At 61.2% G+C, this 24521-nt stretch carries 26 protein-coding genes, 1 tRNA gene and 1 pseudogene; 12 read left to right on the top strand and 16 right to left on the bottom strand.

The window, feature by feature from the left end:
- Positions 1 to 22: 22 nt before the first annotated feature.
- A complete protein-coding gene (locus tag ACSE4D_RS18515) occupies positions 23 to 244 on the bottom strand; it encodes a hypothetical protein (protein WP_426937539.1) in 222 nt (73 codons plus the stop codon).
- Here ACSE4D_RS18515 and ACSE4D_RS18510 point away from each other — a divergent pair.
- The 7 genes from ACSE4D_RS18510 (at position 237) to ACSE4D_RS18480 (ending at position 6448) form a co-directional block, all read left to right on the top strand.
- On the top strand, positions 237 to 1097 hold the full coding sequence (locus tag ACSE4D_RS18510) for a hypothetical protein (protein WP_426936362.1): 861 nt from the start codon (positions 237 to 239) through the stop codon (positions 1095 to 1097). The two genes, ACSE4D_RS18515 and ACSE4D_RS18510, sit on opposite strands and share 8 nt — an antisense overlap.
- A gap of 184 nt (positions 1098 to 1281) precedes the next feature.
- Entirely contained in the window at positions 1282 to 1953 is a 672-nt protein-coding gene (locus tag ACSE4D_RS18505) for a polysaccharide deacetylase family protein (protein ID WP_426936361.1), read from the top strand.
- Entirely contained in the window at positions 1950 to 2504 is a 555-nt protein-coding gene (locus ACSE4D_RS18500) for a TetR/AcrR family transcriptional regulator (RefSeq protein WP_426936360.1), read from the top strand. Before ACSE4D_RS18505 ends, ACSE4D_RS18500 begins: the two co-directional genes overlap by 4 nt.
- Positions 2505 to 2575: 71 nt before the next feature.
- Entirely contained in the window at positions 2576 to 3364 is a 789-nt protein-coding gene (locus ACSE4D_RS18495; protein ID WP_426936359.1) for an LLM class flavin-dependent oxidoreductase, read from the top strand.
- A gap of 86 nt (positions 3365 to 3450) precedes the next feature.
- On the top strand, positions 3451 to 4872 hold the full coding sequence (locus tag ACSE4D_RS18490) for an MFS transporter (protein WP_426937512.1): 1422 nt from the start codon (positions 3451 to 3453) through the stop codon (positions 4870 to 4872).
- A 137-nt stretch (positions 4873 to 5009) separates the two neighbouring features.
- Entirely contained in the window at positions 5010 to 6278 is a 1269-nt protein-coding gene (locus ACSE4D_RS18485) for an EAL domain-containing protein (protein WP_426936358.1), read from the top strand.
- A 93-nt stretch (positions 6279 to 6371) separates the two neighbouring features.
- Positions 6372 to 6448 (top strand) — tRNA-Ile (locus ACSE4D_RS18480).
- A gap of 221 nt (positions 6449 to 6669) precedes the next feature.
- Here the strand turns inward: ACSE4D_RS18480 and ACSE4D_RS18475 are convergent.
- Positions 6670 to 7065, bottom strand: coding sequence for a hypothetical protein (locus ACSE4D_RS18475; RefSeq protein ID WP_426936357.1), 396 nt, complete (start codon positions 7063 to 7065; stop codon positions 6670 to 6672).
- A gap of 118 nt (positions 7066 to 7183) precedes the next feature.
- On the bottom strand, positions 7184 to 7831 hold the full coding sequence (locus ACSE4D_RS18470; protein WP_426936356.1) for a recombinase family protein: 648 nt from the start codon (positions 7829 to 7831) through the stop codon (positions 7184 to 7186).
- A 309-nt stretch (positions 7832 to 8140) separates the two neighbouring features.
- On the opposite strand from ACSE4D_RS18470, the gene ACSE4D_RS18465 reads away from it, so the two are divergent.
- Positions 8141 to 8272: a hypothetical protein gene (locus ACSE4D_RS18465; RefSeq protein WP_426936355.1), complete on the top strand. Its 132-nt coding sequence runs from the start codon at positions 8141 to 8143 to the stop codon at positions 8270 to 8272.
- A 289-nt stretch (positions 8273 to 8561) separates the two neighbouring features.
- On the opposite strand, the gene ACSE4D_RS18460 is transcribed toward ACSE4D_RS18465, so the two are convergent.
- The 6 genes from ACSE4D_RS18460 to ACSE4D_RS18435 form a co-directional block, all read right to left on the bottom strand.
- Positions 8562 to 9677: a hypothetical protein gene (locus ACSE4D_RS18460; RefSeq protein WP_426936354.1), complete on the bottom strand. Its 1116-nt coding sequence runs from the start codon at positions 9675 to 9677 to the stop codon at positions 8562 to 8564.
- Between the two features lie 69 nt (positions 9678 to 9746).
- Positions 9747 to 10334 carry a CPBP family intramembrane glutamic endopeptidase gene (locus ACSE4D_RS18455; RefSeq protein ID WP_426936353.1) on the bottom strand — a complete coding sequence of 196 codons (588 nt, stop codon included), beginning with the start codon at positions 10332 to 10334 and terminating at the stop codon, positions 9747 to 9749.
- 155 nt (positions 10335 to 10489) lie between these two features.
- The gene (locus tag ACSE4D_RS18450) at positions 10490 to 11185 is read right to left on the bottom strand and encodes a SagB/ThcOx family dehydrogenase (protein WP_426936352.1); all 696 of its coding nucleotides are present in this window, start codon (positions 11183 to 11185) and stop codon (positions 10490 to 10492) included.
- A gap of 241 nt (positions 11186 to 11426) precedes the next feature.
- Complete coding sequence (locus ACSE4D_RS18445) at positions 11427 to 12197, bottom strand: hypothetical protein (RefSeq protein ID WP_426936351.1); 771 nt, start codon at positions 12195 to 12197, stop codon at positions 11427 to 11429.
- Positions 12198 to 12240: 43 nt separating this feature from the next.
- Positions 12241 to 13167: a hypothetical protein gene (locus ACSE4D_RS18440; protein WP_426936350.1), complete on the bottom strand. Its 927-nt coding sequence runs from the start codon at positions 13165 to 13167 to the stop codon at positions 12241 to 12243.
- 446 nt (positions 13168 to 13613) lie between these two features.
- Entirely contained in the window at positions 13614 to 15071 is a 1458-nt protein-coding gene (locus tag ACSE4D_RS18435) for a YcaO-like family protein (protein WP_426936349.1), read from the bottom strand.
- 878 nt (positions 15072 to 15949) lie between these two features.
- Here ACSE4D_RS18435 and ACSE4D_RS18430 point away from each other — a divergent pair.
- Complete coding sequence (locus ACSE4D_RS18430; RefSeq protein WP_426936348.1) at positions 15950 to 16858, top strand: ABC transporter ATP-binding protein; 909 nt, start codon at positions 15950 to 15952, stop codon at positions 16856 to 16858.
- On the top strand, positions 16845 to 17645 hold the full coding sequence (locus tag ACSE4D_RS18425) for an ABC transporter permease (RefSeq protein ID WP_426936347.1): 801 nt from the start codon (positions 16845 to 16847) through the stop codon (positions 17643 to 17645). The genes ACSE4D_RS18430 and ACSE4D_RS18425 overlap by 14 nt, the downstream gene beginning before the upstream one ends.
- A 149-nt stretch (positions 17646 to 17794) precedes the next feature.
- Here ACSE4D_RS18425 and ACSE4D_RS18420 read toward each other — a convergent pair.
- Positions 17795 to 18130: pseudogene (locus ACSE4D_RS18420) on the bottom strand (integrase core domain-containing protein); the annotation flags it as partial.
- Between ACSE4D_RS18420 and ACSE4D_RS18415 the strand changes: the two are divergent.
- Positions 18108 to 18383, top strand: a complete 276-nt coding sequence (locus tag ACSE4D_RS18415; protein WP_426936346.1) for an integrase core domain-containing protein — start codon at positions 18108 to 18110, stop codon at positions 18381 to 18383. The pseudogene ACSE4D_RS18420 and the gene ACSE4D_RS18415 sit on opposite strands and share 23 nt — an antisense overlap.
- A gap of 20 nt (positions 18384 to 18403) precedes the next feature.
- Here ACSE4D_RS18415 and ACSE4D_RS18410 read toward each other — a convergent pair whose 3' ends face one another.
- On the bottom strand, positions 18404 to 18703 hold the full coding sequence (locus ACSE4D_RS18410) for a hypothetical protein (protein ID WP_426936345.1): 300 nt from the start codon (positions 18701 to 18703) through the stop codon (positions 18404 to 18406).
- Between the two features lie 162 nt (positions 18704 to 18865).
- Here ACSE4D_RS18410 and ACSE4D_RS18405 point away from each other — a divergent pair, with 162 nt between their 5' ends.
- Positions 18866 to 19357: a DUF3145 domain-containing protein gene (locus ACSE4D_RS18405; RefSeq protein ID WP_426937511.1), complete on the top strand. Its 492-nt coding sequence runs from the start codon at positions 18866 to 18868 to the stop codon at positions 19355 to 19357.
- A 214-nt stretch (positions 19358 to 19571) separates the two neighbouring features.
- Here the strand turns inward: ACSE4D_RS18405 and ACSE4D_RS18400 are convergent, their stop codons facing one another.
- From ACSE4D_RS18400 to ACSE4D_RS18380, 5 genes are all read right to left on the bottom strand, one after another.
- Entirely contained in the window at positions 19572 to 20816 is a 1245-nt protein-coding gene (locus ACSE4D_RS18400) for a beta-ketoacyl-[acyl-carrier-protein] synthase family protein (RefSeq protein ID WP_436326373.1), read from the bottom strand.
- Between the two features lie 67 nt (positions 20817 to 20883).
- On the bottom strand, positions 20884 to 21135 hold the full coding sequence (locus tag ACSE4D_RS18395; RefSeq protein WP_025776743.1) for an acyl carrier protein: 252 nt from the start codon (positions 21133 to 21135) through the stop codon (positions 20884 to 20886).
- Positions 21136 to 21253: 118 nt separating this feature from the next.
- Positions 21254 to 22255, bottom strand: a complete 1002-nt coding sequence (locus ACSE4D_RS18390) for a beta-ketoacyl-ACP synthase III (RefSeq protein WP_436326372.1) — start codon at positions 22253 to 22255, stop codon at positions 21254 to 21256.
- 18 nt (positions 22256 to 22273) lie between these two features.
- The gene (locus ACSE4D_RS18385) at positions 22274 to 23179 is read right to left on the bottom strand and encodes an ACP S-malonyltransferase (protein ID WP_135538445.1); all 906 of its coding nucleotides are present in this window, start codon (positions 23177 to 23179) and stop codon (positions 22274 to 22276) included.
- Between the two features lie 55 nt (positions 23180 to 23234).
- The gene (locus ACSE4D_RS18380) at positions 23235 to 24434 is read right to left on the bottom strand and encodes a PucR family transcriptional regulator (protein WP_135538443.1); all 1200 of its coding nucleotides are present in this window, start codon (positions 24432 to 24434) and stop codon (positions 23235 to 23237) included.
- Positions 24435 to 24521 lie beyond the last annotated feature (87 nt).

The raw sequence follows: 24521 nt of genomic DNA, 5'->3' as shown, positions 1-24521 counted from the left end.
CGCCTCGCTGCGGGACAAGCGGTCAGTGGACCGGACGGGATTCACCGAGGTACTCGAAGAGCATGGCGTCGCTCTCGCAGAGACCCAGCGTGACGGCTGGACGTACAAGATGCGCCGGGCCGACAACGGCAAGCTCGGCCGGAAGAAAGCCTCCGGGCTGACGCCCGAGTTCATCGCTGAGGGTGCACAGCAGGTTTTTGATTTCCATGAGAGCAATCGCCAGAAGGAGCAGGACAGTGAGCATTCTCGACGAGATGAGGAACGAGCAGCAGGAGACCGAGCCGAGCTCGACGGCGTCGAGTCTGTCGGAGCCTACGAACGCCCACGTCATCGCCGCAGTCAACAGGCATACGAAGGCCGTGAACGGACTGAAGTCGTATCTGCGGATCGCGATCGAGGAAACCGTCAAGGAGGAGCTGAAGGCCCTGCCGTCGACCTCGCAGCCGTCCGTCAACAGGTCACCGCAGATCGAGAGCGTCGAGAGCAGGCTGACCGAGATCGAGCAGACGCTCAGCGAGTTCGTGCAGAGTCTCGACGGGAAGCGGCTGCGCGCCGCCTCGCAGAGTTTGATCGCCGAGGCGCAGAAGGTTCACGCGGCTACGGCCTCGGCGATTGAGGGGCTCAAGGCGCAGGCTGACGAGAACAGGGCACTGGTGAGCAAGGTCGGCGGAGCGATGCAGCGGATCGAGAGGCGTACCGACGAGCGGGTCGAGAAGGCCGTCGAGCAGGTCGCCGGGGAGGCCTCGGCCACGATGACGGCGAACCTCGACGCCTCGAACGATCGGGCCGAGCGGATCATCGCCGCCACGGCGAAGCTGGAGGCACGTCAGCTCTGGTCGGCCGCGGCCGCGATGTGCCTCGTCCTCCTGCCGGTGGTCGTGGTCGTCGCCGGGCTCTGGATGAGCATCGCCGGTCTCATCACGGGCGCTCAGTGGGCGCTGGACGTGGACGGGAACGTGTGGCTGGGCATCGGGCGGTGGCTCGTGGTCGCCGTGGGCCTCGCCGGGGCCGGCTACGGTCTCTTCGCGTCCATCCGGTGGGCCGCCGGCCTCGTGGAGACCTGGAAGGGCCGCGGGATGCCGAAGTGGCGGAACTGAGCCATGTCACTGAGGGCTGAAGCCAATCGGCCCACGTCGTCGGTGGTCCTAAAGGGTTGAGGTTTGACTTGAGGGTGCAACGCACCTTTCAATAGATACTATGTCTCAAAACTCTAGTGGCACGCAATATCCGAGCCGACGAAAACGACGCCGCAAGAAACTCGTAGTCGCCGTCGCAGTCATCGTGGTCCTCCTGCTGGTATTCAGCTACGGCACCAAGCGTGTCATCCAGACGCGCTCATGGCAGATCGCCGGCGAACTCGTCAGTCGAGTGGAGACAGACGAGAAGGTCGTGGCGCTCACCTTCGACGACGGCCCCACGGATGCAGACGCCGACGCCGTTCTCGACGTGCTCGAGGACCGCGACGTGCCAGCGACCTTCTACGTCAACGGCAAGGACGTCGAGGGCAACCCAACGACCATGCAGCGCATCATCGACGACGGGCACGAGATCGGCAATCACACGTGGAGCCATCGGTCCATGGCCTTCGTCTCGCCGGAGACGGTCGCCGAAGAGATCGAGCCGACCGACGAGGCGATCCGCGCCACTGGGTACGACGGCCCGCTGACCTTCCGACCCCCGCACGGCAAGAAGCTCCTGGCCCTGCCGCTCTATCTGGCAGAGCACGATCGCCTCACCGTCACATGGGACGTCGCCTACGAAGACTGGTCCGGCGATCCGCAGAGCACCGGGGATCTCGTCAGTGCCACGGTCGAGAACACGCGCCCGGGGTCGATCATCCTGCTCCATCCCTGGTTCGGCCGGACGGCAACACAGGAGGCTATCGGCCCCGTCATCGATCAGCTGAAGGAGCAGGGCTACCGGTTCGTTACCGTCTCGGAGCTCATCGGATGAGACCGCGGGTTACCAGTCGAGACCAGATCGACCGAATCGCTCTCGAACTCTTCCTTGCTCACGGCTACGCCGAGGTCACGACCGACGAGCTGATCCAGGCATGCGGAGTCTCTCGGCCGACGTTCTTCCGCTACGTGGCCTCCCGCGACTCCCTCGTGCTCGACCACATCGCACAGTTCGGCCAAGGCGTGGCAGCGATGGTGCGCGAACGGGTCGAGGCGTCGGCCTGGGTCGCGCTGCGCGAAGCCATGTGTGACGCTGTCGAGATGCTCGATCCGGGCTCGCGTGAAGGGATGGCGTTCCGAATCCTGCAGTCCTCGCCCGGGATCCGTTCGTCAGCGCTCGAACTCACTCGAACCTGGCGGGGACAGCTCACGGAATCACTCGTGGCGGGTGAGTACTTCGCCGGTGACGACAGACAGTGCGAGGCTGCCGCGGCTATGGCGATCGGACTGTTCCAGATGACCTGGGCATCGCCTGGGGCGACGCCCAGTTCGACCTCTGCCCTGCTTCGCCGGGCGTTCGACGACGCGGTGAACCTGGTTGTGTAGCTCGTCGGGCCACAAGAATTCACCTGCTGCCGCCCGACCGCGCACTAGAGATCAAGTGTCACAACGCTGACATGCGGTATGAGAACCCGCTCTACCTCGCCGAGGAGGCCGCCGCCCTCGATCTGCTCTCTGACCAGAGACTGGCGTTGGGAATCAGCCGCGGTTCGCCGGAACCGGCCCTGCGGGGTTGGGAAGCCTTCGGCTACGAGGACCACACCGAGCCGAAGGCAGCGAACATGGCCCGAGAGAAGTTCGATCGCTTCCTCCGCGCCATCCGCGGCGAGGAACTCGCCTCCGCCGATCCGCAGCAGTTCGGCCCCGGAGCGCGCCTGCGCGTCGAACCGCATTCGCCCGGACTCGACCGTCGCATCTGGTGGGGCGCAGGTTCTGCGTCGACCGCCGAATGGGCGGCACAGATGGGCGTGAACCTGATGAGCTCGACCCTGCTCACCGAAGCGACCGGCGCCGCCTTCGGCGACCTGCAAGCAGAGCAGATCGAACGATACCGGGCAGTGTGGAGCGAGGTCGGGCATGGCTGGACGCCGAGAGTATCCGTCAGCCGCAGCATCTTCCCGATCACCACCGACCTCGACGACCTCTACTTCGGGCGACGCAGCGCCGGGCAGGGAGACCAGATCGGGATCATCGATGACACTCGCTCGACGTTCGGCCGCACATACGCGGGTGAGCCGGACAGACTGATCGAAGAGCTCAGGGCCGATGCGGCGATCGCAGCCGCCGATACCCTCATGCTCACGATCCCCAGCCAGCTGGGAGTCGACTACAATCTGCACCTCCTTGAGTCCTTTGCCGAGCACGTCGCGCCGGCTCTCGGCTGGGTGTCCGCCCACGAACGCTGAAGACCGGGTCCGAGTAACCATCCGCGAACGTATGATGAGACGGAACGACACATAACAGGGGAGACCGAGTGAGCGAGAGCACGAAGATGACGCAGACGCAGAAGCGCATCCTCATCATCGGCCTCGTTCCCCTCTTCATGTCGCTGCTGTCCGTCTCCAGCATCAACGTCGTCCTGCCCTCCATCGCCGCCGATATCGACGCGTCCGCATCGGCTCTGCAGTGGGTGCTCACCGGATATGCGCTCTCCTTCGGTGTCGTCCTCGTCGCCGCGGGACGAGCCGGTGATGTCTTCGGGCGCGGCCAATTGTTCGTCATCGGCGTGGGCCTCTTCGGGGTGTCTTCTCTGGTGGCAGGGATCGCCCCCGATCCGCTGACGCTCAACATCTCCCGTGTGACCATGGGGCTGGGCTCGGGATTTCTCAACCCACAGGTCGTGGGCCTGCTGCAGCAGTACTTCCAGGGGCCGCCGCGCGGTCGTGCCTTCGGGCTGATGGGCACCACCGTCGGACTGTCTGTGGCCATCGGCCCGGTGCTCGGCGGCGCCCTCATCGCGCTGTTCGGCGGTGACCTCGGCTGGAGGGCGACCTTCCTGGTCAATGTGCCCTTTGCCATTGCTTCGCTCGTCCTCGCCCGGATCTGGCTGCCGAGCGGCGCTTGGCGACCCGCCGTCGAACAGAGCGCGAAGAGTGCCGAGGGCAACAAGGACCTCGACCCGGTGGGAGTTGTCCTCCTCGGGGTCGGAGTGCTCCTCATCCTTCTGCCCTTCGTCGAATCTTCGCTGGGTTGGTTCATCTGGCTCTCCCTCCCGCTCGGTGTCGGCGCGATCTGGCTGTGGACGTGGTGGGAACGCCGTTATGCGCGAATGGGCCGACCGCCGATGGTCGACCTCGATCTCTTCCGCATCCGCAGCTTCAGCAATGGGTCGATCATCATCGCCCTCTACTTCCTCGGAGTCACAAGCGTCTGGGTCCTCGTCGCTATGTACATGCAGCAGGGTCTGGGACATTCGGCGCTCGCCGCGGGCATGATCGGTCTGCCGGCCGCACTGCTCTCAGCGGTCTCCGCCGACGTCTCCGGACGGTTCGTCTTTCAGATCGGGCGTCGCCTCGTAGTGTGGGGGATCGCCCTCTGCCTTGTCGGTCTGGTGGCCACGATCGGCGTCGTCGCACTGCTGTCCCAGGGCATCGGCAGCGAATGGTGGATGCTGCTCACCTTGGCGTTCATCGGCACCGCTCAGGGCATGGTCATCAGCCCCAACCAAACCCTGACTCTGCAGGAAGTCCCGCTGCGATACGCCGGATCTTCCGGGGGAGTGCTCCAGACGGGGCAGCGCATCGGCACCTCGATGGGATTGGCCATCATGACTGCTCTGGCGTTCTCGATCACTGCGATGAGCAATTGGCATTGGGGGATGATCGGGGCGTTCGCCGCTATCGTCGTCATTGTCGTCCTCGCCGGATTCGTCGGTCTCATCGAAGTCCGCCGAGGCGGCCCTCGCCGCGTATGAACCGCCGATCGCACCGCGTCCGGCGATTAAGAGAACGCCCTCAGCTGTCAGCGCAATAATGTTACGGATTTTAGACAATCCGCTGTGTCCGAATATGGAAGACTGTGAACGCACATCAGCCCATGGAAGGATACACAGTGGTCGAGCCCATACCCGATGACGAGCTTGCGCTCGAGGAACTCGTGCGTTCGGGCGGGATCGAAACCTATTTCGCCCCCGTCGTCGACGCACTGACTTTCCATCGGGTCGGCCATCAGATCCTGCAGGCCCCCACGGGTGATCCGGAGCTGGGTCGCGCCGAATCGGAGAACCTGCGCCACGCCATGCGCGCCTCCACGATCACCGGTGATATCGACGCCTCTCTGCGGGATTCGGCACTGCGTACCGCAGAAGGTGCGGGACTGCCGAAGTCTAACCGCCTGTTCCTCCACGCCGAGGCCGAATCCTTTGCGACTCTCGAGGATCGCAGCGGGGAACCCGACCGCTCAGTCATCCTGCAGCTCGACGCCAACCGGGTCGCATCGTCCCCGGCCTCGGTTCTGCGCTCAGTGCGCTCGGCGCGTGCGCTGGGGTGGGGAGTGGGCATGTCATCGGTCGGCGCCGATCTGCGCAGCACCTCCTTCGTCCCGCTGGTCAATCCCTCAGTCGTCGGACTCCATCCGGACGTTCTGCACATCGACTGCGAGTCACATCTGGCTGAGCTCAATCGCCTGCTCCATGCCCATCTCGAACGCACAGGAGCCGTCATCCTCGCCGACGGCGTCGAGACCGAAGACGATCTGGACCGTGTGCGTGCACTGGGGGCACGGTTCATGTCCGGACCCTACTTCGGTGAGGCTACGAAACAGCCGCAGCCGTTCTCCGAACCGAGTGAAGACGCCCTCGTCTCGCACTACTCACGCAATCTGCCGGCACTGGGGACTCCGTATTCGATCTCGCAGGGACTGCGGCGTGAACCGCTGGTGATGAACCGCGAACTCCTCATCGCGCAGATCGCGGCATTGGAAGAACGCGCTCTGGCGTCGGGAACCGCGACGATCACCCTGGGAGTGTTCGGGGAGGACGACGGATTCTCCGAGGCGACACGACTTCGGTACGAGAAGATCCGTGACACCGTGGGCCTGACCGCTATGTTCTCCGGCGGGTTCGACGGACCACCCATCCGTGGTGTGCGGACCGGACTCGTCGACGCCTCCGATCCCATGCGCAATGAACACGGAGTCGTCGTAGTCGGACCTGACTGGTCGGGCATGGTCGCGGCATCGAAACGCAACGACCCGGGCAGCGACGGACAGACCGTCTTCGACGTCTACATCACGACCGACCGCTACACATGCGTCGACGCGGCACGCAGCGTTCTCACCCGCGTCGCCCCTCTCACCGCGACGGCGAATCTGCCGGCCTGAGACCGTGGAGGCGGTGCGTCTCGGCTCGACCGAATGCGCGTGTGATCCGAATGGGGCAGGGGGGCACCGATGGTGCTAATGTTGTCTCGGCTGGCCCCCGTAGCTCAGCTGGTTAGAGCAGGGAACTCATAATTCCTTGGCCGTCGGTTCAAGTCCGACCGGGGGCACCACCACGAAAAGCCCCGCGATCCCAGTAAATACAAGGGAGATCGGGGCTTGGTCACTGCTCGGAACGAACTGATACACAATCGGTTCCGGCTCTCAATTTTACCGGCGTGTCACGGTCGATTCTCAGACTGACTTGCAGAGTTGTTGCGGAGTTGAGGGTTTGCAGGTCGGCCAGCTCGCCTGCTGTGGCGCACCCCTCTAAACGCCACACGGCACACCGCAGTCAGCGGCGCTTCGTTAGCAGACGTGTTTGCCGGGAAGTTCTAATGAGGCGGCGGCGTTCGTGGGGGCCGATTCCAGCCTGAGCTTCCAGGACTGCCGCATATTCCCAGAGCCCTCTGGTCTGCGCTTCAATTTGCTCAATCTGCCCTTGCAGACGAGCTTTCTTCGCACTGAGTTTGTCCATCTTCGCCTGCTGGTCCACGAGAACTAACCCACTGATAAACGGTTCTACTACCCGGATGACGTTGATCGCTGTGAGCCAAGAGAGTGCACCCCACATTAGGATATTGATAGGTTGCGGCAGGTCAGTCTGACCCATAAGCGCGTAAAGCGCGGCGAGCAAGGATGTCGCAGTGCCGACAATTCCGAGCACGGCAAACACGAGACTGTAGCTCAAGAAAAAGCGCCTGGCTCTACCCCCACCGTCGGGGATTCGGAATGCTAGAACTGTGCCGAGCAAGAGGACGGGGGCCACAGTTACCACAGCAATATAGAAGCTTTCGTTCATCCACTAATCACACCACAGCAGCGCCGATGCCGTCCGTGTTGGCGGCTGAACATGTGGCACGAACGTGGCCCATTCGAACCGCTGCAGGGCCGTTCGTTTTTACCGCATGTGATCCACGTGCCACCTGACGACTCACGCCTAGCTCTTCGGGTAGTTCGGAGAGTGGCACGCATGCCTCGCGCCGCTGGGCGGCTTCTTCCACCTGCTCGGGGGTGAGTGCTTGCTTCTTGGCGAAGCGGCCCTGAGCCTTGGCTATCTCGATGCCCTCGGATTGCCTCTCTCGAATAGTGGTGCGTTCCAGCTCTGCGAATGCGCCCATGACGGTGAGCATGAAGCGGCCCTGTCCGGTTCTGACGTTCATGTCGGGGGTGTCGATGAACTCGACACTCACGTCTTTGTCGCTGAGTTCTTGGACGATGGAGAGTAGATCTGTCGTTGACCGTGTGAGGCGGTCAATCGACTTGACTTTCACCACGTCACCCTCGCGGACGTGTCCGAGCATGGCCTCTAGCGCGGAGCGCTTGCGCTCTTTGGCGCTGATCTTCTCGGTGAACAGTTTGTCGTATCCGCCTGCTGCGTCGAGCGCTCTGAGCCGGCGGGCTTCGTTCTGGTCGGCCGAGCTGACTCGGACATAGGCGACGGTGTGCGCGTTCATGGTCACTCCCTGATTGGTTGGCATGTTAAGGCAACTCCAGAGCTCCTTGGATTTCGTGGCAAAGCGATTACGCAATACTTGCTTGGACTCTAGGTTTGGCGGTTCTTGAAACCGCCTGATCTTGCCTGAGCAGGTGTGCGTCGACAGACTGCATGGGTACCGGTGGTTCGTGGCCTGCTAAAGACATGGGAGGTGATTCGGATATGTTGCTGTTGAACCCCAACAGAAAATGGAAGACTCCGACTTACTTCACGTGGGACGCTGAAGCGGCCAAGAGACTTCAAGGTCTAAAACGGTGGTCTCAGGAGCATGTCCGTCAGAAGATTCTTCACTCCGCTGAGCCTCGCGATCATCGGAATCCTCATCGCAATTGCCGAGATGGTAGACACGTGGTCACTGCAGATGGCCCTGCTCAAGCGCGGTGACACTGCTCCTGAGTGATGCCCTGCGCCTCCAGAGAACGTACCCCCGGAGACCGGATTCTCATACGAGATATCGTGTTTTCCTCCGACCGTCGACTGCTCGGTCAACTCGAAGGAAGCGAACTGGGAATCAGCGCAATCCACCGTACTGAGTGGATGCGTGATCACGCACATCGTGGGCTCGCTGGTATGGGCATTGATTCGAGAGCGCCGCGCTCAAGAGTCGTAGATTTAGCGCAACGGCCCGTCACCATGGTGACGGGCCGCCGTAGCAGCTATCTGTTCGTCGCGTCGAACACCTCTGCGGCCTATTGGGAAGTAGCCACTCGAAGAGAAAGCAGAAGCCGCGTCGGATCGTCGTCTTGACCTGTGTCGTCGGAGATGAGTCGTTGCCCTGCATCCTCAGGAATTTCAAGAAACATCCTCGCGCTCTCTGTGGCGCTGTCGAGCACGTAGTCGAGAGAGCAGCCCAGATGGGCCAGTATCGCCAGCTCTTCCTTGAAGCTGTATCCGGGAACCGTAGTGATCTGCGGCGCACGGCTTCCTGGAAGCAGACGCACAGACTGATGGGTGGCCTCGCATGCTTCGAGGACACCGTTCCAGCCGGCCTGTGCCCGTTTGGCCATCTGTCGGTTGGGTTCAGCCAAACCGGTGCTCTTCTTCAGCTCTCGTTTACCGGCGAGATAGCCTCCCGTACGATTCATCTCTCTGATGTGCCTGGTGTGTGGAAGAATCGGTTCGAGAGTCTCCAAGAACGGAGTATTCAATCCTTCACGGACGAACACTGATCGTCGATGGCTGACCAACTCGGTGGTAATGCCGACCCCACGTTCACCGAGCATCTGTGCCAACTGTCGGCCACGTTCTATTCCATCGTGGGACTCCCACTCCACAAGAGTATCCAGAGGATGCGCGACCGCTGATCGAGACAGCAGCCGGATGAAGCCGAGAAACATGTCGCCCTGTGCGAGGCAGTCAGCACAGTTGCCGGAGCCTCGCAAAGCCACTCTCACATTATTCTTCCTAGCCTCAGTCGCAACGGCCTGGACGAAGTCCCGAGAAGAGCTCTGAACTGTGATCCATGCACGATCTTCACTGCGGGTCGTGAATACTGCTCGTCTGATGTCATCCTGCGAACGAATCCAACGAAGACGGTGAGATACCGGCGATTCGTCGGTGACAGCTGCTCCACCACCGCTGACGACTGGGCCGCCGCTCTCGGTGGCGATCTGCCGGAACGCCCAATATTCTTCCCACGTCGAACTCGTCGAATGAATGGCTCCAACACCATGGCGGCGGAGGGCCTCGACAATAGCGGTCGGCGCGGCGACCACCGAATCCGTCAATCGTTCACGATAGCCACCTAGAGCCATGGAACAGTCGACCATGGGGCCCACGGCGTACTGAGTGTTCGATGTATTCACGGGTTCCAATCTTTCTCCCTGACTTCATCGTTCCAAGAATCGGAACTGTTCACGTCGAGGTCTCGACAGTCAGGAGCGAGACTTCTGCTTACGTAGTGGCTCGAACTGCTGGTAGACCCAATACTGATAGACGGCATGTCCGATAATGGCGACGAACAGCCCGGCGACCATGGCTCCTGCTCCCAGCCCGATCCCGAGCACGATCTTGCCTGCCACGGTGGCCACACCGAACACCACGTGGGTCAGGGCGTAGAGCACCGCTTGTACCCCGATGACGAGTAGTAGGCTATGTCCGTCGGGTCCGAACCCATGAGTCAGGAACAGCCCTCGGAAGAACAGCTCCTCACCGATCACAGTCACCGCGGTCAGCAGACTGAACAGGAGAGGGCGAGTTGCCACTCCTGCGATACCGAGCATGCTCTCGCCTCTGTTCGGGATGTCGAAGCCCTGCAGCGCTGCAGGCAGATTGGCGTCCTCGTCCGTCTGTCGGCGCAGCGACAACATCCATCGTTCAAGAGCGAAACTGAGTCGCCCGATGGCTATCGCTACGAGCACCATCAGCGGAAACTGCCACACCAGATGGACAGTGGCCCCAACCAGCCCGGTGACGACCGCACTCGATCCGCGTGTGGGCAGGATCACGGTGCTGACCGCCATGCATGCGACTCCGAGAACGAGCGGGGCGATGACCGGGAGGCTGGGTCGTGCACGGGGGATCAGCCAGACACATACGATTGTCGCCGCTCCGAGGGCGATCATCGGAATGCTCCACAGGCTCAAAGAAGATGAGATCCATGGAGGCAGAACTCCGGTCATTCGAGGTCTGGTCTTCCGTATTCCAGCGGACGTCCCATCGCCACCAACGCCGAGACGAACTGATCGGTTCCCGCATTGCCCAGCGCCTCGTCAAGATCGTCGTCGAGGAAACCGGCGACTGCGCAGGCACCGAACTTATGAGCTGTTGCTGACAGGTAGAGGTTCTGGAGCAACGCGCCTTGATCCATATGCGAGATGCGGTAACCCCGTGTCATGTACTTCCAACTCACCTTCGACTGGCAGTTGTTGAGCACGAAGACGACGGGAGCGAAGAAGATCCATTCTGTCTCGAACGTATTTCGCTGAAGAATCAGTCGCATGTCGCCGCGCTTGACTGGCACCAACCCGTGGCTGATCGCATCGTATCGATAGTAGCCGGCTTCGACACCTTCAACATTGTTGACGATGACGCCGAGGACATTGCTGTCCAGACCGCCGATGCTCGGATAGGGGACCAGCGGAAGGTCGCGAGTTCCGTACCCGTCTTCGCTGCCGTTCTTAGCGGCCGCCATGCGCAGAACTCCACTGAGCTCGCTCTTGTCGAGCGGGCCCTTGGCGAAATCTCGCACCGACCTCCGGTCGGCAAGCACATCGGCGAGGCTGACGTCGGGCAGATCGACGTCCCCGAGGTCCAGGGCCGATGGATCAGGACGTGCGAATCGGATCAGGTCCTCAGGCAGCTGGGTGCTCATCGACTTCGAGGTGAAGAACTCACCGACCGATCGCCCGAGGACCCTTCTCAGGACTCGAGCAAGAGTGGGGTCCTGCTCGGACTCGAGAATATCCTCAAGGCTTCTGAGTAGTTCCTCCGCCACGTCCTTCGTCTCGGTCGTCCTCGCAGTCGTCCGTGCCTGAATCCACGCTTCCAGGGCCGTTGTCAGCACGTCATCCGTGTCACGTCTATGCTCTGTCAGGTCAGTTTCGGGAGTTACGTCAGTGGTCATGGTGTTCGCCTCCTGCGTGAGAGCTGTCTTCGGAGTCGGAGTCGGCCGGCAGAAGAATCACTGCCATGGCGGCGCGTTCCACTCCGTCGCAACGAAGTGCCTCATTGACGGCCGAATCGATGAAGGCGTTCGCTGTGGCGATCGGGAGCTGAGCTGCCCGACCGTGCTCCCACGCGGCTCCGAGCAACATGCCGCTCGCCAAGGTCGAATTGCGAAAGGCTCGGTCGCCGGTCAGATAGGACGACCTGCCGAGATGGTTGACCAGGAAGATGGCTGGTCTGAAGCTCTCGGTGTCCGTCTGAAAGAGTCCCTCGTCAAGCGTCTCAGCGTCCGCGTCTGTGAAATCGCCCTCGAGGACGGCTCCTGGTCGATTGGGGACAACCCTCCACAGCTTGCCTCGATCGATGAAGAGCACTTCGGTCGAGAACAGCGCAGCGATCAAGGCCGGGTTCTCGTTCAACGGACAAAGAAGCGCTTGCACTGCTGGTGGATACTCACTCTGGGGCAACAACCAACGTGATTCTTGGGATGTCAGCTGATCAAATCCCGATCCTGCAGTCGTGAAGTAGAAATCCGTGATGGTCTCCACTTCTTTACGATCGGCGATCCTCTGCGCCGACGCATGAGTGAGCACAGAATTCACGGAATATGTCTCCGCGAGGTTTCCGGTGGAGCTTCCCCAGCGGCTCGTCGCTGCATCGATGGTGTCTGGATCCAGTTCGTCGACCGTGGTCGGAGGCACCAACGTCTGTTCGAGCATTCGCCTGAGCTGGTCTTCTGGTCTACGCACAGGTCAGTCCTCCTCAGATGAATGGGTGGCGCAGGTCGGGTCGCGATCCCACAGTCACAGGGTTTCGGGCCAGGCGAAGAACACGATCACGGATGACTTGCATTCGTTCGAGATCAATTCGCAGCACATGATCTTCGAGGAACGATCCCGGTCCCCAGAGATGTTGTGCGACTGCCGCCGTCGTCCACCCCGCAGCCATCTGTGCGATGAACAGGGGAATCGGGGCGTCAGCTTCGATGTCCGGACTGGCCGATGCCATGTACTGGTGCTCGAACCGCAAAGTACGAGCAGACTCGTCCAGAGTGTCACGATCGAAGTAGTTCGTCGTCGAGCCAGGGATGAAGGTCGGACCGACGACGATCTCGGCTCCATCGAGATACGATAGATGCCACGGAGTCTCAGAGATCCGAGCGTATTCGTCAGCGTCATAGAAGAACGCCTGATCTAGGCGGTCAGCGCACACCACGACGAAATCGCTCTCGTCGAAAGCCCTCTCGGCGTCGTGGCTGATCTCGATCTCAGACGATGTGAGATCGGTCAGATTCCCTGCCACGGATTCGGCCATGCGCCCTGTTCCGACGACGGTCAGGACCTGATCATCGCGCTCCGGGGTGATGTGCATGCCACTGATGAGTTGGCTGTACCGAACTTGTTCCGGCGAAATGAGGAGGGAGCCCTCGGTGAGCTTCTCGATGAACTCCTGCCGAGTGTCATCGTTGATCCCGAAGTGCGCAGCAACCTCCGCAGGGATGGCCGGACGGACGAACGCTCTGACGAAGTCGGCAAGCACTCCGTGACCATTCGTGTCCGTGATTCGGTAGGACGAGCGCGACCGCGATCCAAATCGAGACATGATCTCGTCATCGCTGCCACGGATGATCGAGACGGCGGGATTGATGACAAGCTGATCCTGCGGACTCAGCGATTCTGTTTTCAACATTAGTTTCCTCTGTTCAGTGGATAATCAGTCGGATTACCAGCGAGAGCCGCGGAGTGCACCCGTGGCCAACGCCCAGACGATACCTATCGCCGCGAGCGCATTTGTCGCGAGTTGGAGAGCGCCCCACACTACGGAGCCATCATTGAGCAGTTGGATTCCACCGATTGTGGAACCGATGACGAGCACAGCTGCAACAGCCATTCCTACCCACCTGCGCAAGTAGACGAGCACTGCCGCAGACAGAAGGAATGCAGTGTTTCCCAGTCCGCTGACGACAGTCCCACCCGAGTCAGGCACTATGTCACCTGCTCCAGTCGGATACACCGCGGTCAGCACGACAAGCGGGAGCTTGAGAGCGAATGCCACAAGTATCAGGATGATTCCTGCGTTCCTGTGACGAGCATTGGAGGTCGTTTCGGTCGGCTGCGAGGTCGAATGTGTATTCATCATGGGTAAGGAAGGGGGTCGGTCGGCATGTCGTCGAACGTCCACGGGCGATCGATCAGGCCGAGCTTCTGAGGGACGTCACGGTATCGCCGATGGCCGAGCTGCGGATTGTTCGGCGGAAAGGCTGGGGCAAGCTCTGGCACGAAGACCTTCGTCGTCTTGATTCGGTCGAAGTCACTGGGTGTCAAATCGAAGGCGATCGGTGTGAGACCGTACTTCTCGTACAGAGCGAGGATGTCGGACAGCTCGGAGTTCTGCGATTTCGGCGGTTGATTTTCGCTCAGTTTGATTTGCGCCATATCGGGATTCCTGAAGAACCAATCGAGCTTGCTCTGATTCTGTGGATAGCCGTAGTAATCGACGACCTGAATGAAGTTCGTGAAATCGGAGGGCACCGCATCCGGTTCGATCCCGAATCGCTTCTCCACACCCATCGTCAGCTCCCAGTCAGGAGTCAGCTGAGCGCTGCGTGCCATGCGCTCGGCCTGCACCACCTCAGCCAGCGCGCTTCGGATGGCGTCTTCCAGACGCAATCCCACACCACCTCCTGCGACGTACATACCTGAACTCAGACCCGGCTCGATGCCAGCAGCTGTGACGACGAAGAACTCCGGCATGTCCATGCGATGGACATAGAAGGTGATGTCGAGCCCAACTCTGCGCGCACTGTCGAGCCATTCGTCGATGAGCGGATCCTCGAAGTCCGTGTCGATGTCGACGACGGACAGTGGAATCTTCGAGAACCACGCGACATTCAGCCCGTCCCGCTCAACGACTTCCAACAATCCATGCGCCAGCGATTGCTCCCTCGTGACATGGGTGGCAAGCCCTCCGGAGCTCGACGAGCCCACTCGGAGCTCCTCCGGCGAGGAGATGTAGAACAGATGTACGAACTGGGCCGGCACCCAATGATCATCGCCGGTGATGAGGTTCTGTCCACGATGCCAGACCAGTCTCGTCCCATCCGTCCATCTCTGGAAGAGAAATCCGGGGGAGTCCAGCTGTTCATCGGAGTACGAGTCATAGTCTTCGGGACATACATGGTGAAGTCCGGCTGCGCGCATCTCCGCGGCGGATGCGGTCATTCGATCACGCGAGTCCACAGTCTGCAGTGAGGAGAATGATCCGAGCATTCTCTCGACTGCCTCACCAAGGGACGACGCCACAGAATCGGCGAAGATCAGCCCCTTGCCTCCACCATAGATGTCGCGATCCAACCCAGCCGATATGCCGGACATACCCAACATTCGACGCAGCTGATGGTCGAGCGACATCGGTGTCGCTGACCCCTGGTAGCCATACGGCCCCACACTCGAGCGAAATGAGGTCAACACGTTGCGGATTGCTCCAAACGGGCTGTATACCGTCAGCAGTTCTTCGAGACCTCGCGCACGTTCACCTGTGTTGCGCGCCGGTGCCCATGGGAGCGAATGATTGATGACTCGTTCCTCAAGCATCAACGACGTCCTTTCAGCATATTCCAAATGGCTTGGTTGTCTCTATCTTTCTTCAATCCTGGTGAATGGCTGGGTGGAACTACTAGACTCCACCCAGCCACACAGCATCAGAATGAGAAGATGCTGTTATTGCACCAGCAGCAGCAGGTGCAGCACCAGCCGCCAGGGGCAACTGTGTTCTCAGTGGTGAAGTGCTTGTCTTCTGCTCGTCCGAGTGAACTTAGCATTGGACGCTCTCCTTACTTTGATAGTTGTTTCACTGTGGTGGTGCACGCAGTTCCTTAACAAAATAAATGAAACTACGCGTTGCTTACTTTATAGAGCCATACCGGTTCATTCAACAGATGAATGCCGTCAGAATCAGCCCGTACGATGTACCGATCCGCATGTGCAACGCTCTGACCTGCAGTAATGGTAATAGATTCGCCAGTTGATCGCAGCTGCGAGGCTCAGCAAACATTGCGCAAATCGACATCTGCTGTTGTCGATACGATATTTGTGAATGTGGTGTCCTGGCTCGCCCCTAGGGCGCTGGCGCTATCGCTCGGCAGTATATGGGTGATTCTTCAACTGGAGAGCGTCCTTGCCTCTTGGTGTGGCGCGATTCGTGTTCATTTTTGAGGGCAATCTGTTTAACATTAAATTTGAAAGTTGATGATTAAATTAAAGAGCACTGATCCACCTAATCGAGAACATGTATCAAGTCGACGGCTATGAGTCCGGGCGAAGTAAATGTGTAATCAATTGGGAGTTACGATTTCATTAAGCTTGACGATGCTTGACTCGACGCGTGTCTTAACAACATCGATTTACGGGTTCGTTATCGATATGGTAGCTGTATGAGGAATACACACTCTGCTGTTGGAATGCTGGACTCAGTGACCAAAAAGTATGGTCCGAAGACTGCTATCGATGCTGTGAGCCTCTCTGTTCATGCAGGTGAAGTACTCGTTGTAGTAGGACCGAACGGATCAGGGAAGACGACGTCGTTGGAGATCCTGTCGGGGCTGAGGCGACCTGACTCGGGTCAAGCGCGCATCTGCGGTCATCTGACCCCAGGCAGTCGCGAGGCTCGGTTGACGACCGGTGTTCAACTGCAGGAATCACGATTGCCTGGCGGGATCAAGGCCAAGGAAGCGATTCAGGCGAAGGCCTGTCTCTTCAAAGACGCAGGCCCCGTGGACGCTGTGGTTGAGGCAATGGGGCTCGGCCCGCACCTATCATCTTCCGTCGACAAGCTCTCAGGAGGATGGCAGCGGCGTTTGGACGTGGCCATCGCATGCATCGGTCGACCTCGTCTGCTGATTCTGGATGAACCAACCAGCGGTGTCGATCCGGATGGGCGAGGGGAGATGTGGCGCTTCTTCCGCGAGATCCGTAGTGCTGGAACAGCGATCATCACATCGACTCATGACCTTGCTGAAGCAGAAGCTTTCGCCGACCGCATGACAGTGATCTCCGGCAGCCGGGTAGCCGACACCGGCACCGTTGCGGAGATACTGGAGCACGCCGGCGGCGACTGGCGGCTGCGCGTAGAGGCACCTGATTCGGCAGCTGAGCGCATGGTGCAAGCCAGCGGCCTCGAGATTGGACGCGCACCGAGTTCGCTCTCCGTGTTCGGTCCACGTGATGAAATCAAACAGCTTGGTCGCGTTCTAGAGGATCACCACGAACACGGTGAGGTCAGATACCGAGATCTATTGACCGGAGCAGTGCGACTAGAGGATGTCTTTGCCACCATGGTCGACACCACAAAAGCAGAACGGAGTAGCGATGGCCGCGCCTGAGAGCTCGATCTATGCCCCTTCACACAAACACCATGCGGCATCCGGTGCATCAATTCTCCGAACGTGGTTCGTGCAAGAATTACGGCTATTGCTGCGACAACCTATCGCCGTCTTCTTCAGCCTCGCCTTCCCTCTGGTCATCTATCTGTTCATCGGCCTTCCCTTCGCCGAGCAGCAGGTCGACGAAGGCGTCCGGTACATCGATCTGATCTTCCCGGCTCTGTTGGGCACGGCAGTAGCGAATCTTGCGGTCATGGGTTTGCCGATCTATCTCGCTGAGCTGCGTACTCGAAGGTCGGACATCAGGTATCGAACTCTTCCGTTGCCACTCATCTATTTCGGCATCGCACTGATTCTGTCCATGCTAGTGCTCTCCATCCTGGGCCTGCTCGTCGTGTCGCTCGTCATCGGAATTGCTCACGGACTTTTGCCTACCGCCGCCAACCCCTTCTTCTGGCTGCTCATCTTCCTCATGATCGGTTGGCTCAGCGCCATCGGGTTCTTCGTCGGCTCATTGCCTCTCGATGCTCGCGCAATTCAAGGTATCTCTGCGGTCCTGTTCTTCATCATGTACTTCGGTTCGGGCGCTGCTGTACCGATTACCGAGTTGCCGCAGGTCATGCAAGACGTTCTCGAGTGGAATCCGCTCAAGCAATGGTTCGAAGCTCTTGGCAAGATCTACACCGGTCAAGAAGTAGGCAGTGCACTGACTGCCAAACTGTTTATCGCTTTGCCTCTATCTGCCGCAGCAATTGCTGGTGGTCTGCTCCTCTGGAGAAAGCGATAATCGCGATGCATGCACGGAGAACAAACTACGAGGTGAGATGACGATGGCACATACGAATAGCTGTGAAGTCGCGAAGACATACTCCTGTGCGTGTCCGTGCGGTGGCGCGCTACTGAGCCTCCCCGCAAGTCGTGGACACGTGAACCACGTCACGCAGCTTGCGTAGACGCTTCCTCCTGAACCTGGCCGGCACTCTGCTCGGCCCGGAACTTCTCCTCAAACTCCACCGGCGGCACCATACTCAACGCCGTGTGCAACCGCCGCCGGTTATAGACCACCTCGATCCAACGAGCGACTTCCCGCATCGCCTCAGCCCGGGCCTGCCAGACTCGCCGCTCGAAGAATTCCGGCTTCAATGACGACCAGAACGACTCCGACATCGCGTTATCCCAACACACCCCAGTCCGACCCGCCGACTGCCTCAAACCCAGTTCGACCTATGCTTGATGCAACTGCGCCGACGTGTACTGGGCGCCCTTGTCCGAGGTTGTGGCGTCGGTGGGGTCGCGTGGGGACTCGTACGACAACGCCATGGCCGAGGCATTGAACTTGGTCTACAAGGCAGAGCTCATCGACCTGAAGGTCTGGTCGGGGCCGATTGAGGTGATGGCGGAGACCTCGAAGTGGGTGGCTTGGTACAACCAGTCCAGGTTGCATTCAGCGATTGACTATCGACCGCCCGTCGAGGTCCATTCTGAATGGATCAACCAGTCCGCGACAGAGTCCGCGGCTGCTTAGGAAACCAAGAAAAGGAGGCTCTACGAAACCCGGGGCTTGACAACGAACTTGGGACCGACTTCGGCAGAGACCCATCGGGCGAGCCGCACGCCTTCCTCGGTGAAGGTGCGTGCAGCTGTGTCGGATACCCAAACGAAGGCGGAATCGAGCGAGTCATAGTAAGACTGTTCCGACGCCTCCAGCACCGCGCCGAGCTGGCCGGACAATTCCGTGTCCTCGTAGTCGATCGGTATGTTGATCCACAGTACCGTATCCGTATAGTCGGGGAACATGCGGATGGTCCGCTGCGGTGAGTCGGGCGTCGTGAGTTCCACAGTCATGGGGCCGGCCACCCTAACGTCGATCGCGACCACCGCGCAGGCACCCAACGCCACCAGTATCTTTGATGCTTGGCTGCACGTCGAACATCGACTATCATGTGGTCAGCACCTCCTTTCGGATCGTAGGGGAAGACGTATCCGAGGTAGGAGGCAGAAATGGATATGACACAGGGCGTACTCTTCGTCCACTCAGCACCTCGTGCGCTGTGCCCTCACATCGAATGGGCAGCGGGCGGGGCTATCGGCGCACAAGCACGCTTCGACTGGACACCCCAGCCGGCTGCTCCAGGTCTCGTGCGCGCAGAAGTCTGCTGGCGCGCGCCGGCAGGCTCCGGAGCCCGTATCGCTTCGGCCCTGCGCGGCTGGGATTCTCTCCGCTACGAGGTCACCGAAGAACCCTCTCCCGGAGTCGACGGCGGACGGTGGAGCCACACACCCGATCTGGGCATCTACCACGCCGTGACCGACACAGCTGGCAATATCCTCGTTCCCGAAGACCGCATCCGCTCGGTCATGGACCGCGCTGCAGGCGATCCCGCGAAGTTCTCCTCGGAGATGGCGACTGCCCTCGGCGAAGCGTGGGATGAGGAACTCGACGCGTTCCGCCACGCAGGCGACGGCGCGCCGGTTCGCTGGCTGACCAAGGTCGGCTGAATCGCCTCCGGGCCGTACAGTCATTCGGCGGCTCCGGCTCAATTCTGCTCAATGGGCACACCTACCTGCCTCGGGTGTGTCCATTTCGCCTGACCGCTCTCACGCTTTGCTTGAGCACCGATGAAAACGGCCCACTCCAAGGTGAGCAGCCCAGGATCAAACCTGTGCTGTCCACTCTGGAGTGGGCCGAGCCGCTCGATTGGAGCGGCGTTGATCAGACGGAGCGGAAGGCGACGACGGCGTTGTGACCACCGAAGCCGAATGAGTTCGTGATCGCCGCGATATCGCCCGAAGGCAGTTCCTGCGGAGTGTCACGGACGATGTTGATGCCCTCGACCTTCGGGTCGACCTCATCGACATTGATGGTCGGGGGAGCCGTGCGCGTCTGCAGAGCCTTGACCGTGAGGATCGCTTCCACCGCACCGGTGCCGCCGAGGAGGTGGCCGGTCATCGACTTCGTGGCCGAGACCAGAGCATCAGAGACGTTGTCCCCGAGGAGTTCACTGATGGCCAGCGACTCCGGGATGTCTCCGACCGGAGTCGACGTGGCATGGGCATTGACGTGCTTGATGTCAGCTGCCCTCAGTCCGCCGGCGTCAAGAGCCTGCTGCATGGCAGCCAGCGCATGCTTGCCCTCAGGTTCGCCGCCGGTGATGTGGTAGGCATCATTCGAGATGCCCCAGCCGGCCACCTCGGCGTAGATCTTCGCTCCACGCGCCCGCGCATGCTCCTCGGTCTCGAGGATGAGCGCACCCGCGCCCTCTCCCATGACGAATCCGTCACGGTCGACGTCATAGGGGCGCGAAGCTGCTTCGGGTGAGTCCGTGCGACGTGAAAGGGCCTGCATCGAGTTGAACGCGGCCAGGGTGATCGGATGGATCGCCGCTTCGGAACCGCCGGCGATGATGACATCGGCCCTGCCGGACGCGAGCACATCGTAAGCGTGGCCGAGGCTCTCGGTCGACGACGCGCAGGCAGAGACCAGAGTCTGCACGCCTGCACGAGCTGCGAACTCCATGCCGATTGCCGCGGCCGGACCATTCGGCATGAGCATGGGGACCGTCAGCGGCATGACCCGGCGAGGGCCCTCCTCCTGCAACGTGTCCCAGGCATCGAGCAGAGTCCAGACGCCGCCGATTCCGGTGGCCCAGGAGACGGCAGTGCGCTCAGGGTCGGTCTCTTCGAGGCCGGCATCTGCCATCGCCTCACGGGCGGAGATCAGCGCGAATTGGCTCGAAGGGTCGAGTCTCTTCGCCTGGACTCGCTTGAGATTGTCGGGAACGACCTGTGGGTCGACCTGGGCGGCGAAGTCCACGGCGAGGCCGTACTTCTCCGACCAATCATTGTCCATCGTGTGGACCCCTGAGGTGCCTGCCAGAATGGCTTGCCACGTGGCCTCGGCGTCTGCGCCCAGGGGGGTTACCGCACCGATGCCGGTGACGACAACTTTAGCTGTCATGGTACAAACCTCGTCGATAGTGTGGACACGGCCCGTCGGTGGACGGGCCGTGTTCGGCTGCTGTGGTTCAGGCTTCCTGCGCCTTGTTGATGTAGTCGACAGCGTCCTGAACGGTCACGAGATCCTTGACGTCGTCATCGGGGATCTTCACGCCGAACTTCTTCTCAGCGTTGACGACGATGGTCATCATCGAGATCGAGTCGATGTCGAGGTCATCGGTGAACGACTTGTCGGCTTCGACTGCTTCAACGGCCAGGCCGGTCTCTTCGTTGACGATCTCTGCGAGCCCAGCGAGGACTTCAGCTTCGGTGAATGCCATTTCTTTCCTACTTTCTGATTTCGGCCGAGGGTTTTTCGACCGTTTGAGGAACGTTTCGACGAGTGTCCCGCCGAATATCTTAGGACATTCACGGAGAGTTTTCCGTGAATGGTGTGTCTCAGGGCAGGCGGACGACCTGCGCGCCGTAGACGAGGCCCGCGCCGAAGCCCATCTGCAGGGCGAGCCCGCCGCTGAGTTCGGGCTGTTCGCGCAGAAGACGTTCGGTGGCCAGCGGGATCGACGCTGCCGAAGTGTTGCCGTTGTCGGCGATGTCACGGGCGATGACGACCGAGTCCGGCAGCTTGAGCTGCTTGGCGAGCTCATCGATGATGCGCATGTTCGCCTGGTGCGGAATGAACGCTGCGAGATCCTCGGCTGCGACACCGGAAGCGGCGAGGGCTTCCTTGGCCACCTCGGCGCCGTCCCACACGGCCCAGCGGAAGACGGTCGGACCGTCCTGGCGCAGGGTCGGGAACGGAAGATCACGGTCGTCGCGGACATCCATGAGCGATTCGGTCATCCGAATGGTCGACCAGTTCTCGCCCTTCGAGCCCCACACGGTCTTCGAAATGCCGGGCTCGTCGGACGAGGTCACGACGACCGCACCGGCACCGTCACCGAGGATGAAGGAGATCGAACGGTCCTCAGGATCGATGATGTCCGAGAGCTTCTCAGCACCGATGACGAGGATGTTGTCCATGGCTCCGGACCGCACCAGCGAATCGGCCTGGCCGATGCCGTAGCAGTAGCCCGCGCACGCGGCGCTGATGTCCCATGCGGGGATCGGGCCGGTGCCGAGGCGATCGGTGAGGGCGGCGGCAGCCGAGGGGGTCATGTAGGGGAAGGTCACCGTGGAGATGATGATCGCGCCGATGTCCTCGGGTTTGAGACCGGACGAGGCGATGGCTTCGAGTGCGGCTTCCTCGCACATGTCGAGAACGCCGACGTCCTTGCTGGCACGACGGCGGGTGACGATACCGGTGCGCTGACGGATCCATTCGTCCGAGGAGTTGATCGGCCCGGCGATATCGTCATTCGTGACGAGGTTCTCTGCCCGGTAGGCGCCGATCCCGGCGATGCGGGAGAAGGTGCCGAGCTTGGCTGTCTGCAGTGTTGGCATTGTGTTGTCCTTCGATTCTCAGGCGTGAGCTGCCGCGAACTCACGCGCGCCGTCGAGGTCGGCGGCTGATTTGATGGGGAATGTCTCCACGCCCTTCATGGCGCGTCGAGCGATGCCGGTGAGGGTGCCACCGGGCACGAGTTCGATCATTCCGGTGACTCCGGAGTCGAGCAGGGTCTCCTGGCACAGGTCCCAGCGGACCGGGTTCGTGACCTGCTTGACGAGGCGGTCGACGTATTCGCGGCCGTCTGCAACAGCGCTGCCGTCAGAATTGCTGAGGATGCGCACCTGCGGGTCGGTGACCTCCAGCGCCGAGGCGGTGGTGGCGAGGTCCTCGGTCGCCGCAGCCATGAACTCGGTGTGGAAGGCGCCGGCGACGGGCAGCGCGATGACGCGTGCTCGCTCGGGCGGGTTCTCCGACAAGGTCTGCAGCGAAGCGAGGGAACCGGCGGCGACGGTCTGTCCACCGCCGTTGACATTGGCCGGGCTGGCACCGGCGGCTTCGATGGCGGCGAACACGTCTTCGGGCTGTCCGCCGACGACGGCGGCCATACCGGTGGGCGTGGCGGCAGCGGCGGCGGCCATGCCTGTGGCACGCACCGACACGAACCGCATGGCATCGGCGGGGGAGAAGACACCCGCGAGCTGTGCGGCCGCGATCTCACCGACCGAGTGTCCGGCCACGACGTCGGGGCTGACACCGAGCTCGGCGGCGCAGGCGATCGCCGAGGCGACGAGCAGCGGCTGTGCCAGCGCCGTGTCCTTGATCGTCTCGTCATCGGATTCGGTGCCGTGCAGGCGCAGGTCGATCCCCGAGGCGGTCGAGAGCACGTCGATCTGTGCGGAGAAGGTATCGAGCTCGAGGAAGGAGTTGAGGAAGCCGGACTTCTGGGCCCCCTGGCCCGGGCAGGTGATTGCTAGCACTCAGTTCTCTTTTCGTTGGGTTCCAGATGCCAATCTAATGGACGTCGGACCGATTTCAATGAGATTTGTCGCTGTTCGACAATACGCCGTCTTCTGACAGTCGCCCATAGACCAATGCGATGTGGATGACGAACGCATCGCGAGACGTCGTCGGGTCGAGTCCGATGGCTTCGGTGATCTTGCGCAGACGGTAGCGGACGGTGTTCGGATGCACTGACAGCGCCTTGGCCGTGGCTTCGAGCGAGGATCCGAATTCGACATACGCGCTGACGGTCTTCAGCAGCTGCCCGGTGCCCGACGTCAATGGTGCGTAATAGCGGTCGATGAGCTCGCCCAAGGCGATCCGGTCTCCGGCCAGTGCCCTTTCGGGCAGCAGGTCATCGGCCTTGACCGGCCGCGGGGAGTCAGGGCGTGCTGTGGCGGCCTTGAGTGCGCGGATCGCCGCTTTCGCCGAGGTGGCCGCCTCGGCCAGCGCCGGGACCGTGGGTCCGACGATGACTTCGGAGGGACCGAAGCAGTCGGACAGATCCTCGACGGCCTCATCGACTTCGGTGACCCCGCCCAGGACGATGAGCAGCCGGTTGTCGTGGATGCCGACGAGGGCGTCGTCGGCCCACCTGCTGGCTTTGCGCCGGATTCCGTCGAGGCCCTTGTTCGCCGAGCGCTGCGGGGCACGCCCGACGATGACGCACACTGGGCCGTCTGACTGCCAGCCGAAGGCAGCGGTGCGGCTGGCGAGCTCATCGACGGAGTCTCCGCGAACGAGAGCGTCGATGACCATAGCCTCGAGTCGGGCGTCCCAGCTGCCGCGGGCTTCGGCGGCGCGGGCGTAGACATCGGCGGCGGCGAAGGCCACCTCGCGCGAATAGACGAGCACGGCTTCGCGCAGGGCCGGCTGCTCGACAGGACGGGCGATGTCCGGAACGCGCTCCTCGACGACTTCGACGACGATCTTGAGCAGCTGCAGTGTCTGCTGCAGGCTGATGGCGCGGACGAGGTCGCGCGGAGCGGTCTTGAACAGGTCGGAGACCACGCGCAGGTTCTTATCGGGTTTGCGGTACCAGTCGACGAATGAGGAGATGCCCGACTGGGCGAGCAAGCCTACCCAGGACCGGTCAGAGGACGACATCGTGCGGTACCAGGGCAGCTGCGTCTCAAGCCGCTGCAGCGTCACCGACGACAGGACCCCGACTCCCGCCCGCAGTCGACGGGCGGTTTCGGCGCGACGGCGCACGGACTCGGCATCAGACATCATGAGTACGACTTTAGATGATTACTCACAAATACGTTGTCAGCGACATACAACCAGTGGGAATTTGAGACAAATATGGCCGGAGTCTTG

Origin of the sequence: Brevibacterium sp. FAM 27836, from assembly GCF_051351055.1 — a bacterium.
Lineage (GTDB): Bacteria > Actinomycetota > Actinomycetes > Actinomycetales > Brevibacteriaceae > Brevibacterium.
The sequence above is the reverse complement of the archived record's forward strand: the minus strand, read 5'-3'. Positions and strand labels throughout refer to the sequence as shown.

Excerpts from the sequence above, each read along its gene's own strand:
- ACSE4D_RS18455 (WP_426936353.1), bottom strand. The coding sequence starts at position 10,334 with ATGGCGGTCAGCACCGTGATCCTGCCCACACGCGGATCGAGTGCGGTC.
- ACSE4D_RS18445 (WP_426936351.1), bottom strand. The coding sequence starts at position 12,197 with ATGCTCGAACAGACGTTGGTGCCTCCGACCACGGTCGACGAACTGGAT.
- ACSE4D_RS18490 (WP_426937512.1), top strand. The coding sequence starts at position 3,451 with ATGACGCAGACGCAGAAGCGCATCCTCATCATCGGCCTCGTTCCCCTC.
- ACSE4D_RS18400 (WP_436326373.1), bottom strand. The coding sequence starts at position 20,816 with ATGACAGCTAAAGTTGTCGTCACCGGCATCGGTGCGGTAACCCCCCTG.
- ACSE4D_RS18495 (WP_426936359.1), top strand. The coding sequence starts at position 2,576 with ATGCGGTATGAGAACCCGCTCTACCTCGCCGAGGAGGCCGCCGCCCTC.
- ACSE4D_RS18410 (WP_426936345.1), bottom strand. The coding sequence starts at position 18,703 with ATGACTGTGGAACTCACGACGCCCGACTCACCGCAGCGGACCATCCGC.
- ACSE4D_RS18395 (WP_025776743.1), bottom strand. The coding sequence starts at position 21,135 with ATGGCATTCACCGAAGCTGAAGTCCTCGCTGGGCTCGCAGAGATCGTC.
- ACSE4D_RS18390 (WP_436326372.1), bottom strand. The coding sequence starts at position 22,255 with ATGCCAACACTGCAGACAGCCAAGCTCGGCACCTTCTCCCGCATCGCC.
- ACSE4D_RS18465 (WP_426936355.1), top strand. The coding sequence starts at position 8,141 with ATGTCCGTCAGAAGATTCTTCACTCCGCTGAGCCTCGCGATCATCGGA.
- ACSE4D_RS18425 (WP_426936347.1), top strand. The coding sequence starts at position 16,845 with ATGGCCGCGCCTGAGAGCTCGATCTATGCCCCTTCACACAAACACCAT.
- ACSE4D_RS18380 (WP_135538443.1), bottom strand. The coding sequence starts at position 24,434 with ATGATGTCTGATGCCGAGTCCGTGCGCCGTCGCGCCGAAACCGCCCGT.
- ACSE4D_RS18500 (WP_426936360.1), top strand. The coding sequence starts at position 1,950 with ATGAGACCGCGGGTTACCAGTCGAGACCAGATCGACCGAATCGCTCTC.
- ACSE4D_RS18470 (WP_426936356.1), bottom strand. The coding sequence starts at position 7,831 with ATGAACGCGCACACCGTCGCCTATGTCCGAGTCAGCTCGGCCGACCAG.
- ACSE4D_RS18405 (WP_426937511.1), top strand. The coding sequence starts at position 18,866 with ATGACACAGGGCGTACTCTTCGTCCACTCAGCACCTCGTGCGCTGTGC.
- ACSE4D_RS18515 (WP_426937539.1), bottom strand. The coding sequence starts at position 244 with ATGCTCACTGTCCTGCTCCTTCTGGCGATTGCTCTCATGGAAATCAAA.
- ACSE4D_RS18450 (WP_426936352.1), bottom strand. The coding sequence starts at position 11,185 with ATGAGCACCCAGCTGCCTGAGGACCTGATCCGATTCGCACGTCCTGAT.
- ACSE4D_RS18435 (WP_426936349.1), bottom strand. The coding sequence starts at position 15,071 with ATGCTTGAGGAACGAGTCATCAATCATTCGCTCCCATGGGCACCGGCG.
- ACSE4D_RS18440 (WP_426936350.1), bottom strand. The coding sequence starts at position 13,167 with ATGTTGAAAACAGAATCGCTGAGTCCGCAGGATCAGCTTGTCATCAAT.